The sequence below is a fragment of the Paenirhodobacter huangdaonensis genome, assembly GCF_004022465.1.
GTDB classification, from domain to species: domain Bacteria; phylum Pseudomonadota; class Alphaproteobacteria; order Rhodobacterales; family Rhodobacteraceae; genus Rhodobacter; species Rhodobacter huangdaonensis.
The window spans coordinates 1-12,506 of the sequence record NZ_SAVA01000019.1 but is presented as its reverse complement, the minus strand read 5'-3'; the positions used below and the strand labels follow the sequence as shown (position 1 = coordinate 12,506).

At 66.1% G+C, this 12,506-nt stretch carries 9 protein-coding genes, 3 pseudogenes and 1 riboswitch; of the genes and pseudogenes, 8 read left to right on the top strand and 4 right to left on the bottom strand.

Features of this window, described 5'->3' with window-relative positions:
- Positions 1 to 5: 5 nt before the first annotated feature.
- Both EOW66_RS20940 and EOW66_RS19380 read left to right on the top strand, forming a co-directional pair.
- A pseudogene (locus tag EOW66_RS20940) lies at positions 6 to 149 on the top strand (transposase); the annotation flags it as partial.
- A 125-nt stretch (positions 150 to 274) separates the two neighbouring features.
- Positions 275 to 1,199: pseudogene (locus EOW66_RS19380) on the top strand (IS5 family transposase).
- A 188-nt stretch (positions 1,200 to 1,387) separates the two neighbouring features.
- Here the strand turns inward: EOW66_RS19380 and dctP are convergent.
- The 3 genes from dctP to EOW66_RS19365 are packed head-to-tail and all read right to left on the bottom strand — an operon-like array spanning position 1,388 to position 4,332.
- Positions 1,388 to 2,482 (bottom strand): TRAP transporter substrate-binding protein DctP, encoded by a 1,095-nt coding sequence (gene dctP / locus EOW66_RS19375; RefSeq protein WP_128157947.1) that lies wholly within the window; start codon positions 2,480 to 2,482, stop codon positions 1,388 to 1,390.
- 31 nt (positions 2,483 to 2,513) lie between these two features.
- Positions 2,514 to 3,839: a TRAP transporter large permease gene (locus EOW66_RS19370; RefSeq protein ID WP_113901977.1), complete on the bottom strand. Its 1,326-nt coding sequence runs from the start codon at positions 3,837 to 3,839 to the stop codon at positions 2,514 to 2,516.
- The gene (locus tag EOW66_RS19365; protein ID WP_128157946.1) at positions 3,829 to 4,332 is read right to left on the bottom strand and encodes a TRAP transporter small permease subunit; all 504 of its coding nucleotides are present in this window, start codon (positions 4,330 to 4,332) and stop codon (positions 3,829 to 3,831) included. Before EOW66_RS19365 ends, EOW66_RS19370 begins: the two co-directional genes overlap by 11 nt.
- Before the next feature lie 122 nt (positions 4,333 to 4,454).
- On the opposite strand from EOW66_RS19365, the gene EOW66_RS19360 reads away from it, so the two are divergent.
- The 3 genes from EOW66_RS19360 to EOW66_RS19350 all read left to right on the top strand — a co-directional run bounded on the left by EOW66_RS19360 (position 4,455) and on the right by EOW66_RS19350 (position 7,924).
- A complete protein-coding gene (locus EOW66_RS19360; RefSeq protein WP_239017651.1) occupies positions 4,455 to 5,357 on the top strand; it encodes a LysR family transcriptional regulator in 903 nt (300 codons plus the stop codon).
- 129 nt (positions 5,358 to 5,486) lie between these two features.
- A complete protein-coding gene (locus tag EOW66_RS19355) occupies positions 5,487 to 7,154 on the top strand; it encodes an AMP-binding protein (protein WP_128157944.1) in 1,668 nt (555 codons plus the stop codon).
- The gene (locus EOW66_RS19350) at positions 7,151 to 7,924 is read left to right on the top strand and encodes a crotonase/enoyl-CoA hydratase family protein (protein WP_128157943.1); all 774 of its coding nucleotides are present in this window, start codon (positions 7,151 to 7,153) and stop codon (positions 7,922 to 7,924) included. The genes EOW66_RS19355 and EOW66_RS19350 overlap by 4 nt, the downstream gene beginning before the upstream one ends.
- Before the next feature lie 90 nt (positions 7,925 to 8,014).
- Here the strand turns inward: EOW66_RS19350 and EOW66_RS19345 are convergent, their stop codons facing one another.
- The gene (locus tag EOW66_RS19345; protein ID WP_239017650.1) at positions 8,015 to 8,923 is read right to left on the bottom strand and encodes a LysR family transcriptional regulator; all 909 of its coding nucleotides are present in this window, start codon (positions 8,921 to 8,923) and stop codon (positions 8,015 to 8,017) included.
- A 296-nt stretch (positions 8,924 to 9,219) separates the two neighbouring features.
- Here EOW66_RS19345 and EOW66_RS19340 point away from each other — a divergent pair, with 296 nt between their 5' ends.
- The 3 genes and pseudogenes from EOW66_RS19340 to EOW66_RS20970 form a co-directional block, all read left to right on the top strand.
- Positions 9,220 to 10,881, top strand: a complete 1,662-nt coding sequence (locus EOW66_RS19340) for a GMC family oxidoreductase (protein WP_128157942.1) — start codon at positions 9,220 to 9,222, stop codon at positions 10,879 to 10,881.
- 357 nt (positions 10,882 to 11,238) lie between these two features.
- Complete coding sequence (locus EOW66_RS20565; protein WP_206363755.1) at positions 11,239 to 11,847, top strand: DUF6525 family protein; 609 nt, start codon at positions 11,239 to 11,241, stop codon at positions 11,845 to 11,847.
- An 18-nt stretch (positions 11,848 to 11,865) separates the two neighbouring features.
- Positions 11,866 to 12,086, top strand: a pseudogene (locus EOW66_RS20970) (transposase); the annotation flags it as partial.
- 262 nt (positions 12,087 to 12,348) lie between these two features.
- Positions 12,349 to 12,506: riboswitch (cobalamin riboswitch) on the top strand. This riboswitch is flagged as partial in the annotation.

Below are 12,506 nucleotides of genomic sequence, written 5' to 3'. Positions count from 1 at the left end.
AGAACATGTCGAAACGCAGGAACCAAGATGCGGGCTTCAAGGCCCGCGTCGTGCTGGAAGTCGTGAAGGACGAGTGCCTGGAGGCGGAGCTGGCCGCGCAACACGGGGTGCATCCGACGATGATCGACCAATGGAAGAAAGCCCTTCAGGAAGGGGCGTCGGACATCTTCGAGCGCGGCGGCAAGAGGAAGGCCGAGGTCGACGAAGAGACGGCGCGGTCGCTGCACGCCAAGATCGGAGACTGGGCCATTGAGGCGCCATTGGTCCGAGCCCAATGGCGAAGGCTGCGCTGCGCGAGCGGGGCTTGCTCTCGGTCTGGTTTGATCCCGACACGGTCTGGCAGGCCGGAAAGACTGGCAAGCGGGGGCGGCCTGAGGCGTTCTCGGATGCGGCGGTGCAGGTCTGCCTCACGCTGAAAGTGCTCTTCGGCCTTCCGCTTCGACAAACGGTCGGACCGGTCGAAAGCCTGATCCGGGTGGCTGGGCTCGATTGGCCGGTTCCGGATTATTCGACGCTGTGCCGACGCCCGGTGCGGCTCGGGGTGCAGATCCCCTGTCGCAGCTCGGGCAGGCCCTCGAACCTTCTGGTCGAGAGCACCGGGGTGAACTTCCGGGGCGATGGTGACTGGCCGGCCCGTAAGCATGGCCCATCGCGCCGCAGGCAATGGCGCAAGGTCCACATCACCATGGACACGGAAACCGGCGACATACGCGCGGTCGAGTTCCCCTCGAGCCGTCAGGGGGACAGCCCTCTGCCGCCCGACCTGCTGGCGCAAATTCCAGAGGATGAAGAGGTCGCCACTGTCACGACTGATGGCGCCGATGACACGCGACGATGCCATGGTGCGATCATCTCGCGCGGCGCCGAGGCCATCATCCCCATCCGCCGCAACGGGCGCGCCTGGAAAGAGGACTGCCCCGCAGCCTCGGTGCGAAACGAGATCCTGCACGCGATGCGGCACCTCGGAAGGGCACTCTGGAAGACGTGGGCTGGCTCCCACGGCCGAACTCGGGTCGAGGCCCGGATGAACCGCGTCACGCTTCTCGGCGAGCGGATCATGTCCCGAGACCCCAATCGACAGACCGCCGAAATCCAGATCCGCATCCTTCGCAGGTTCATTCGAACCGGCGGCATTCACCGGCTCAGCCATGAACCGCTTCTCTGCCCTCGGCATGGCCGAGATCGAGGCCATCGCCTGAACGATTATCAAACAGGGGAGCTTCAGCCCCAATGCTGATTTGCGCAACAATGCCCGGCATCCCTGTCACAGAGGCCACGGGAAGGGGCTATTCAGTCCAGGCACTGAAACGCACAACATCTCCGTCGATAGGGCCCGCGCAAAAGAAACAGGGCCGCGAGGGCCCCGTTTCCGTCGTGTCGGCTGCGCTTACTTGCTGGCGCAGGCGCGGATCTTCTCGATGTCCGGGCCGTTCGGGTCGCGGCCGAGGTTGAACGGCGCCGAGGCGGTACGCCAGTTCGCGTAGTCCTGCAGGTATTCCAGCTGGCTCAGGTAGACCTTGGCCGAGCTCGGATTCTCGCAGGCGACCTCCTCGATCACGGCGTTGGCCATGGTCTGGATCTGGGCCAGCGCCGCGTCGTCCATGCGGGTGATCTCGTTCACTTCCTTGAACTGCTTGTAGGCGTCATTGGCGCGCCGTTCGGTGAAGGAGAGCGACCACATCAGGTTGGCTTCCGCCGCGATTTCCAGCTTCTCGCGGGTCTCGGGGCTGAGTGCCTCCCAGGCCTGCTTGTTGATCATCACGCCGAAGACCGAGGCCGACTGGTGCCAGCCCGGCGTCGCCCAGTATTGCGTGACCTGCTGGAAGCCGCCCGACCAGTCGACGTTCGGGGTCGAGAATTCGGCCCCGTCGATCACGCCGCGTTCCAGCGACTGATAGATCTCGCCGCCGGCCATCGACACCTGCGAACCGCCCAGCTGGTTGAGCAGACGGCCCTGCTCCAGCCCCGACAGACGCAGGCGCTTGCCCTGCAGATCGGCGATCGAGCGGATCGGTTCCTTGGTGTGGAAGCCCGACTCGTTGTTGGTCACGGCATAGGGCAGATAGACCATGCCGAACTTGCCGTAGACTTCGTTATAGAGCTCCTTGCCGCCCCATTGCTGGATCCAGTTCACATAGTCGACCGCGTTGAACAGGCTGGCGGTGGTGGCGAGCGGCGAGAAGGCCGCATCGCGCCCCGCCCAGTAGCCCGGCCAGTCGCCGCCGGCCTGGATCGTGCCGCTCTCGACCGCGCCGAACACCTCGCCCGCCGGGACCAGGCTGCCGCCCTCGAAGAACTCGATCTTCAGATCGCCCGTGGTCAGCTTGTTCGCCAGCTCGACGAAGTGCTTGTCCATCTCGATCAGTTCGAGCGAGTTCGGCCAGGTGGTGGTCATCTGCCAGCTGGTTTCGGCCTGTGCCGCAACGCCCGCGCCGATCAGCGCCAGGGTGAACACACCGGTTTTCAGGGACTTGGTTCGCATCGACTTCTCCTCCTCAGTCAGTGCAGATTTCTCATTTGGTCTTGTAGAGCGTGTCGGGCAGCCAGGTGATCAGCTGCGGGAACATCGCCAGCGCCAGCGCCATCGCCACGATCAGGGCGATGAAGGGCATCACGCCGAGGATGATGTCCGATGTCTTGATGCTGCGCGGCGCGAGCGCCCGCATGTAGAACAGCGCATAGCCGAAGGGCGGCGTCAGGAACGAGGTCTGCAGCACGACCGCGGTCAGCACCACGAACCACAGCTCGCTCACGCCCATCTCGCGCACGACCGGCAGGAAGATCGGGAAGGACAGCAGCACGATCCCGGTCCAGTCGAGGAACATCCCCATCACGAAGATCACGAACATCATCATCGTGATCAGCATCCAGGGTTCCATGTCCAGCCCGCGCATCATGTTCTGCGCCGCATGCAGACCGCCGGTGATGTTGAACACGCCGGTGAAGGCGGTTGCGCCGACCACGATGAACAGGATCATCGCCGAGGTCCGCCCGGTTTCCCACAGCGCCGAGGCGAAGGTCGCCCATTCGAACTTGCCGCGGAAGATCACGATCAGCAGGGCCAGGAAGGCGCCGATCGCCGAGGCTTCGGTGGCGGTGGCGATGCCGGCGAGCATGGTGCCGAGGATCCCGAAGATCAGCACCAGCGGCGGCAGCGCCTCAAGGAGCAGCATCGGCAGCAGTTGCGAGACCGGCACGCGTTCTTCCATCGAGACCGGCGGCGCCAGATCGGGACGGAAGAGCGCGACCAGCGCGACATAGCCCGCATAGAGCAGCCCCAGCACCACGCCCGGCACCATGGCGCCGGCGAACAGCTCGCCCACCGAGAGCGAGGAGTTCGACGACATCAGGATCAGCATGATCGAGGGCGGGATCAGGATGCCAAGGCACCCCGAGGCCCCGATCAGCCCGGTCGTCAGCCGTTTCGAATAGCCGTATTGCAGCATCGGCTTCAGCGCCATCACCCCCATCACCGTGATCGAGGCGCCGATGATGCCGGTGGTGGCCGCCAGCAGGATCGAGATGAACACGACCGCAAGCCCGAGCCCGCCGGTCACGCGCCCCATCAGCAGGCGCAGCGTCTCGAACATCCGGTCGGTCACGCCACTGTCGGACAGGAACCGCGCCATCAGCACGAACAGCGGAATCGCGATCAGGATGTAATTGTCCAGAACCTCGCCGAAGATCCGGTTGATGACGATGCCGAGCACCATCGGCTTGCCCGCGATCAGCGCGCCGAGCACCGCGGTGCCGCCCAGGACGAAGGCCAGCGGATGGCCCATGAACAGACCGAGCAGCAACAGCCCGGCCATGATCAGGCCAATGAGTTCACCCGACATGAGACGGCTCCTGCTTGTTCAGCACCAGCTTGAGCACCTCGGAGATGCCCTGCAGCAGCAACAGCACGGCCGCGACCGCCATCGCGATCTTGACCGGATAGACCGGCAGCTGGATCGCGCCATAGGTGGTTTCATTCTGTGCCAGCGAGCGCATGGCGAAATCCCAGCTGCGGCTGGCGAACACCCAGGCAAACGGGAAGAAGAAAATCAGGTAGCCGAGAATCTCGACCACCCGGCGCGGCCCCGGCCGCAGCGTTTCGGTCACCAGATCGACACGCACATGGGCCTGATGGCGCAGCGCATAGCCGCCGAGCAGGATGAAGTAAAAACCGTAGAGTTGTTTCGTCAGATCGAACGCCCAGAGCGTCGGCGCGTTAAAGCCATAACGCATGATCACATCGTAGATGATCATAAGCGCGAAGATGACCGCAACGAAGGCCACGACCCGGCCCACGATCTCGTTCAACCCGTCGAGCAGACGGATCAGCACCATTAGATTTCCTCCCAAAACTCCGGCGACCGGCGCGATCCGCACCCGTCACCTCCCCTCGCCGCGATTAAAGGGTGGTCGGGAGCCGTTTGACATGGGTAAATGTGCAGAGGTATTTTGCAAAAATGCAGACAGTTTTTGACTGGAACGATCTGAAGTTTTTTCTGGCGTTGTCACGCCTGAAACGGATGACGGCGGCAGGCCGTGCGCTGGGGATCGACCAGACCACGGTGGCGCGCCGGATCCGGGCGCTGGAGAAGTCGGTCAGCGCGCAATTGTTCATCCGCGACGAGGCCGGATACGCGCTGACCCCGGCGGGCGAACGGCTGCTGCCGATCGCGATGGAGGTCGAGCGGTCCAGCACCCGCGTGCATGAGCAGATCGTGGGCGAGGCCGGGCGGCTGGCGGGCACGGTGCGGATCGGCGCGCCCGATGGTCTGGGCACCTATGTCGTCACCCCGCTGCTGGCGCGGTTCCAGCGCGACAACCCCGATGTCGACGTGGCGCTGGTGGTGCGCTCGCGACAGTTCCAGATGTCGCATCAGGAGGTGCATCTGTCGCTCGATTTGACCTTGCCCACAAGCGGTCGGCTGCTGGCGCGACGGATGACCGATTACCATCTGCATTTCTTTGCCGCGCCCGATTATCTGCGCCGCTATGGCCGCCCCGAACGGCTGCGCGATCTGCGCCACCACCGGCTCGTCGGCTATATCCCCGAGATGCTGTTTTCCGACGAATTGCGCTACCTCGAGGAGCTCGGGATCACCGCGCCGGTGGGCTTCGCCTCGACCTCGATGATCGCGCAGCGGGAGGCCGTGCGCGAGGGCGCCGGGCTGGCGATCTTGCCGCGCTTCATGGCGCTCGACGACCCCGATCTGGAGCCGGTTCTGGTGGAGGATTACGTGCTGACCCGCACCGTCTGGCTGCTCAGCCACCAGAGCACCGAAGACCTCGCGCGGGTGCGCGCCGTCTCGGAATATCTGCAGCAGGTCGCCCGCAAGGAACGCCACCGCTTTTTGATCCCCTAGGCGCCGCGACCGCCAGTTGCCTTCCCTAGCGTCAACTTTTCCGGCGATAGACAAGCCCGGCGCGAATGCGCTCAGTTTGCCGCGGAGGAGGGCGCCCCGGTGCGGGGCGTCAGGAGGGGAGAAGAGAGCGTGCTGTCTCGCAAGGAGAGCTATGCCGCGACCGTGTCGGCATTTCAGTGGGATATTCCGGACTATTACAACATCGGCACCGATGTCTGCGACCGCTGGGCGGCGGCCGATCCGGACCGGATCGCCCTGATCGAGGTGGGGGAAGACGGCTATGGCCCGGCTCGCGAGACCAGCTTTGCCGAGCTGCGCGCGGCCTCGAACCGATTTGCCAATGTGCTGACCGGGCTCGGGTTGGGCGGCGATGGGGTCACCGCGGGCGAACGCGTGGCGATCTTGTTGCCGCAGCGCCGGGAGACGGTGATCGCCCATATCGCGGCGTTCAAGGCGGGCTGCGTCTCGCTGCCGCTGTTCACGCTCTTCGGCCCCGAAGCGCTGCTGCACCGGCTCCGCGACAGCGGGGCGCGGGTGCTCGTGACCGATCACGCCAGCCTGCCGATGATCGCGGGTATCCGCGACCAGCTCCCCGATCTGGAAGCGGTTTTCACCGTCGACGGGCCGGCGGAAGGGGCGCAGGATTTCGACGCGGCACTGGCCGCAGCCTCGGATGCATTCACCCCGGTCGACAGCCGCTCGAGCGCGCCTGCGCTGCTGATCTACACTTCGGGCACCACCGGCAACCCGAAGGGCGCGCTGCATGCGCAGCGGGTGCTGCTGGGCCATCTGCCCGGCGTCGAGATGAGCCATGATTTCCTGCCGCAGCCGGGCGATTGCATCTGGACCCCGGCCGACTGGGCCTGGATCGGCGGTCTGCTCGATGTGCTTTTGCCCGCGCTGCATCACGGGGTGCCGGTGCTGGCCTGCCGCTTCCGCAAGTTCTCGGCCCGGGCCGCGGCCGATCTGATCCGCCGCTTTGCCGTGCGCAACGCCTTCCTGCCGCCGACCGCGCTGAAGATGATGAAGGCCGACCCCGACAGTGCCGGTTGGGCGCTGAACATGCGCTCGGTTGCCTCGGGCGGCGAGCCTCTGGGCGCGCAGCTGCTGGATTGGGGGCGGCAGGCGCTGGGCGTGACGATCAACGAATTCTACGGCCAGACCGAATGCAACATGGTGGTGTCCAGCTGCGGCGTGCTGGAGGCGCCGGAAAACGGGGTGATGGGCTGGCCGGTGCCGGGCCACCGTGTCGATGTGATCGACGAGCTCACCGCCGAACGGCTGCCCGATGGGGCAGAGGGCGCGATTGCGATCCTGTCGCCCGATCCGGTGATGTTCCTGGGCTATTGGCAGCAGCCGGTGGCGACGGCCGAGAAATTCGTGACGGGGCCCGAGGGGCGCTGGCTGGTGACCGGCGACCGCGGGTTGCGCCGGCCCGACGGGCGGCTGGTGTTCAAGGGGCGCAACGATGACATCATCTCGACCGGGGGCTACCGGGTCGGTCCCGCCGAGATCGAGGATTGCCTGATCTCGCATCCCGCCGTGGCGATGGCGGGGGTGGTGGGGCAGCCCGATCCGCTGCGCGGCGAGATTGTCGCGGCCTTCGTCAAGCTGCGCGCCGGGCATGATGATTGCGCCCGCCTGCGCGACGAGATCGCGGGCCATGTCCGCACCCGTCTGGCGGCCTATGAATATCCCCGCGCAATCTATGTCGTCGAGGAGCTGCCGGTGACCACCACCGGCAAGATCATCCGCAGCGAGCTGCGCAAACGTCTGATCGCGGAGGCGCTCCAATGACCGAAGCCGGTGTTTTGTTCGAGGTCGAGGGGCCGGTGGCGCGGATCACGCTCAACCGGCCGGCGCGGCGCAATGCAATTGACGGCGCGGCCGCCGCGGGGCTGGCCGAGGCGCTGGCCCGGTTCGAGGCGGACCCCGATCTGCGGGTGGCGGTGCTGTGCGGCGCCGGGCCGGTGTTCTGCGCGGGCATGGATCTGGCGGCCTTCGGCGCGGGGCAGGTCGAGGCGGTGCTGTTCGGCCCGGGCGGCTTTGCCGGGCTGACCGAGGCGCGGCGGACCAAGCCGCTGATCGCGGCGGTGCATGGGGCGGCGCTGGCGGGCGGGTGTGAACTGGCGCTCGCCTGCGACCTGATCGTCGCCGAGGAGGGCAGCCGCTTCGGCCTGCCCGAGGTGATCCGCGGCCTGGTCGCCGGGGCGGGGGGCGCGCTGCGGCTGGCCTCGGTCATCCCGCCTGCGCGGGCGCGCGAGATCCTGCTGACCGGTCGGATGGTCGACACGGCCGAGGCCTGGGAGCTGGGGCTGATCGCGCGCCGGGCCGAGCCGGGCGCGGGGCTCGCCGTCGCGCTGGAGCTTGCGCGCGAGATCGCCGCCAATGCGCCGCTGGCGGTGGCCGAGACCCTGCGGCTGAGCCGCGCCGCCGAAGCCGCGCAGCTGGCGGCCCTGTGGCCCGAGAATGCCCGCATCCTGCGCGCGATCATGGGCAGCGAGGATGCGCAGGAGGGGGCGCGGGCCTTCCTCGAGCGACGCGCGCCGGTCTGGCAGGGGCGCTGAGATCGGGGAGCCGGAAAGGCGCGGGTGCGGGGACCGTGTCCGCGTCACTCCGGTCCCATCATCTTCCACTCGCGGAAGCGGCGCTGTCGCTCAGTCGCTCAGGCTCCAGATCTTCCGGATGAGCTCGAAGGCGAGGTCGATGGCGGGTTCTCCCTTGCGACTTGCAAGCGTCAGGAAGCCGAGCTTCACCTCGATTTCGGCGTGATCCACCACGACCAGCCCGTGAATCTGCTTTTCGTTCAGCGCGACTGATTCACGACACAGGCTCAGCCCGCCACCCGAGCGCACCATCGCCAGCATCGAGGGTTCCTGATCGACGACGGCGACCCGGTTCTGCGTCACGCCCAGATCGGAGAACAACCGGCTGAGCAAACGATTATGCACCGAGGCCGGCGGCGTTCCGATCCAAGGGAGTTCCGCGAGCGCCTTCCAGTCCCGGCCCGCGGTGCGCTGTTCCCAGCCGGCCGGGGCGACAACCCGGTATTTGAACCGGGTCAGCGCCCGGTACTGAAAGGGGCTTTCGCTGAGTGCGGTCTCGGGGCCGGGGGCAGGGGGTCCGTCTTCCGGATCGCCCAGAAAATATCCGACGTCGATCTCGCCACGCAACAGGCGCACCGGCACATCGCCGCTCATCCCATGGGCCAGCTGTGTCTGCAGATCCGGCGCGGTCTGTGCCACCGCCCGCAGGAATTGCCCCAGTCGAATGAAATCCGGGTCGATGACGGTGCCAACGTGCAAGGTGCCCCGCACGGTGCCCGTCATCCGGTTGGCGGTTTGCCGGAAATCCTCGAGCGCCGCCAAAACCTGCTCTGCCTTGATGAGAAGGGCCGCGCCGTCGCGCGTCAGTTCGACCCCCCTGGAGGTGCGATTGAACAGCTTGAGCCCGGTCTCGGCCGACAGACGCTTCAGTTGCAGGCTGATCGCGGGCTGCGTCAGATGCAGCCGTTCCGCCGCACGAGAGACATTGCTTTCGCGCGCGACGGTGACGAAGGACTGCAAGCTGCGAAGGTCTGCGAGGTTTTTCATATAAATTAATCTTATAATGAATCGTCTCATTAGTCATTGGAAATCTCTCTCCGTCTGCAGCTATCCCATGTCTTGGGAGAGTCAGGGAGGAGTGACATGAGCTTTGCCGACATCGGGCGTTTCCTCGGGAATACGCGGATTTCTGGGGCCAGAGCCGACGGAACTGCACTGTCCGTCGCCGATCGCGATGCCCGCCGACAGGCCCGACCGCGCCGTCACTGCCCGGCTGCGGGCCTGTGCCCCTTCGCCGCCTGACAGGAGCTGCCGAGATGTCGCACAACATGTTTGATTATATCATCATCGGCGCCGGTTCGGCCGGTTGCCTGCTTGCCAATCGTCTCAGCAAGGACCCGTCGAAGCGGGTCTTGCTGCTGGAGGCCGGCAAACCCGACACCTACCCCTGGATCCATATTCCGGTCGGCTATCTCTATTGCATCGGCAATCCGCGCACCGACTGGCTCTATCAGACGGCGCCGGATGCGGGGCTGAACGGCCGCTCGCTGCGCTATCCGCGCGGCAAGACCCTGGGCGGCTGTTCCTCGATCAACGGCATGATCTACATGCGTGGTCAGGCGCGCGACTATGACGGTTGGGCGCAGGCCGTGGGCGACGATGCCTGGACCTGGCAGAAGTCGCTGCCCGACTTCATGGCCCATGAAGATCACTACCGGCTCGATGATGGCGCCGATCCCGTCGCCGGCAACCGGCGTCGTTTCTCCGAGCTGCATGGCCATGGCGGCGAATGGCGGGTCGAAAAGCAGCGGCTCCGCTGGAACATTCTGGACGATGTCGCGCGGGCGATGACCGAGGCAGGCTTCGAGCCGACCGATGACTTCAACTCGGGCGACAATACCGGGGTCGGATATTTCGAGGTGAACCAGAAATCCGGCTGGCGCTGGAACACCGCGAAGGCGTTCCTCCGCCCGGTGAAGGGGCGCGCCAACCTGACGGTCTGGACCCGGGCGCAGGTCGAGCGTCTGCTGATCGAGACCGCGCCGGACGGGGCGCAACGCTGCGCCGGTGCGATCGTGCGCCGCGGCGGCGCCGCGCTCAGCGTGCGCGCAACGGGCGAGGTGATCCTGTCCGCGGGCGCCATCGGATCGCCGCAGATCCTGCAACTGTCGGGGATCGGCCCGGCGGAGCATCTGAAATCGTTGGGCATCGAGGTGCGTCTGGATGCCCCCGGTGTGGGCGGCAATCTGCAAGATCACCTGCAGATCCGCGCGATCTACAAGGTGCAGGGGGCCCAGACCCTGAACACGCTGGCGGGCAGCCTGTTCGGCAAGGCGCGGATCGGGCTGCAATACGCGCTGACGCGCCGCGGACCGATGAGCATGGCGCCGAGTCAGCTTGGCGCCTTCACGCGGTCCTCGCCGGACCGGGCCCATGCCAATCTGGAATATCACGTCCAACCCCTGAGCCTCGATGCCTTCGGCGAGGGGCTGCACCCGTTCCCCGCTGTCACGGCCAGCGTGTGCAACCTGAACCCGACCAGCCGCGGCAGCGTGCTGATCCGCTCCGGCCGGTTCGACGAGGCGCCGGTCATTGCGCCGAACTACCTGTCCACCGAAGAGGATCGGACGATTGCGGCGCAAAGCCTGCGGCAGGTGCGGGCGATCCTCGCCCAGCCGGCGCTGGCGAAATACCGGCCCGAGGAATGGAAGCCGGGGGCGCAGTTCGAAAGCGACGCGGAGCTGACCAAGCTGGCGGGCGACATCGCCACCACGATCTTCCATCCGGTCGGCACCGCGAAGATGGGGCGGCAGGACGATCCGCAGGCCGTCGTGGACAGTCATCTGCGGGTGCGCGGCATCGACGGGCTGCGCGTCGTCGACGCCAGCATCATGCCTGACATCACCAGCGGCAATACCAATGCCCCGACGCTGATGATCGCCGAGAAGGCGGCGCGCTGGATCAGCGATGGCGTCTGACCCCTGGCAGGTGGCGGGAGAGGCCTGCGGAGGCTGCGAATTTCAAATGGTTTGAGGGGGCCACGGGAAGAAGCGGGCGGTGCTCAGATGACACACCCGAAGCTTTTCGGCGCGCGGGGCATGTCCGCGGATCGCGCATGCCAGACCACTGAAATCCGTCCCCGCATCGCAATCGTGAACCGCTTCCGGGCCCTCGGCCGGGGCGAGATCGAGGCCCTCGGCCGAGCGCCTCGGGAAAGGGCGCATTCAGTCCAGGCACCAAAGCGCACGCCATCGCCCCGCGCCCAAACCGCTAGCCGTACAAGTGATATGGTATTGCATAACGCAAATGCCGCCGGCCACGCTGGAGGATAGCACATGACGCGAAATGCCCGCGCCTCTTTGCAGATGCGCGCGCGTGGCAATCCGATGTCTGCCTGCGATCGGCTGCCGCCGGAATTGCGCCGGTGGCTCGCCGAAGCGGCCCTGCCATGGAGCGCGCGCTTAACTCTGCGGATTTGGCATCGCGCCCTGCGCGGTGATGGTTCGCCCGAGGCGGCCGTGGCGCGGCTGTTGCCGCTCGAGGTGACGATGGTCACCCGCGATGCGGCACGCATCTTGGGGGCGCTGAACCTGAGCGCGTTCGGCTTCTTGCGCAGGACCGCATTGCCTGGGCTGTCGCGGCAGTGGAGCTGGAAGATACTCTTTTCCCGATCCAATCCGACCGCGATACTCGCTCAGCACCGCGAGCAGCCGTCCGGCGGCGATATCCTCGGCCACGTCGCGCGCCGGCACCTGAAACAGCCCATGCCCATGCAGCGCGCCGGCGACATAGCTCTCGGCATTGTCGACGCAGAGATAGCTCTGCATCGGCACCGAGATGGCCCGGCCGTTCTCCTGCCCATCCGCACCACGGCATCGACGCCTTCTGACACGAGGTCGACCATCCGGTCGGTCGCGCTGATATCGAGTGTCACCGCCGGATAGAGGGCGCAACGTGCTGCCGAAAGTCATGAGACCGTGCGCGACTTCGCCCGAACCTGCTCCGCCTCTGCCTGCAATGATAGGGCCTCGAGGCGGCACAAGGAGGCCGAGATGCTGTTTGCGCACCTAAAACATATCCTGGGTCTCGGCCGTCTGCGGCAGAGGGGCCATTGGCCGCGAAGGATGAGTTCACACTCGTCGCGATCGCCAAAAACCTCCGGAAACTGGGCAAGCTCTGCCCCGGGAACGCCCCCGCGATCGAGATTGGCAGGGAAGGCCGATCATGTGCGCCCCCGGCATGCAGTGAATTCCCCAAAATCCCCCGCAGTGTCGCCCCGAGGAGAAGACCGCCGACGAGTTTTTCAACAATATCGACACGAACCCGCCTTGCGGCACGGCTGCGAGACTTTCGTGAGGCTAATGCCGCCGTCTCGGCCTGATCTTCTCAATGCTGCCCCAGAGCCCTCGAGATTGAATGTCCGTTTGCGTGCCGCGTCAGGTCGCGAGATAAGGGCATCGTCAGGTGCCCCCCTGGGGGAGAATCGGGAAGCCGGTGCAAATCCGGCGCGGGCCCGCCGCTGTATCGGGGATCGTTTGGCACAGGCCACTGGGGCAGGCCCCGGGAAGGCGCCAGGACGAGATGATCCGGAGCCAGAAGACCG

Excerpts from the sequence above, each read along its gene's own strand:
- dctP (WP_128157947.1), bottom strand. The coding sequence starts at position 2,482 with ATGCGAACCAAGTCCCTGAAAACCGGTGTGTTCACCCTGGCGCTGATC.
- EOW66_RS19370 (WP_113901977.1), bottom strand. The coding sequence starts at position 3,839 with ATGTCGGGTGAACTCATTGGCCTGATCATGGCCGGGCTGTTGCTGCTC.
- EOW66_RS19365 (WP_128157946.1), bottom strand. The coding sequence starts at position 4,332 with ATGGTGCTGATCCGTCTGCTCGACGGGTTGAACGAGATCGTGGGCCGG.
- EOW66_RS19360 (WP_239017651.1), top strand. The coding sequence starts at position 4,455 with ATGCAGACAGTTTTTGACTGGAACGATCTGAAGTTTTTTCTGGCGTTG.
- EOW66_RS19350 (WP_128157943.1), top strand. The coding sequence starts at position 7,151 with ATGACCGAAGCCGGTGTTTTGTTCGAGGTCGAGGGGCCGGTGGCGCGG.
- EOW66_RS19340 (WP_128157942.1), top strand. The coding sequence starts at position 9,220 with ATGTCGCACAACATGTTTGATTATATCATCATCGGCGCCGGTTCGGCC.
- EOW66_RS20565 (WP_206363755.1), top strand. The coding sequence starts at position 11,239 with ATGACGCGAAATGCCCGCGCCTCTTTGCAGATGCGCGCGCGTGGCAAT.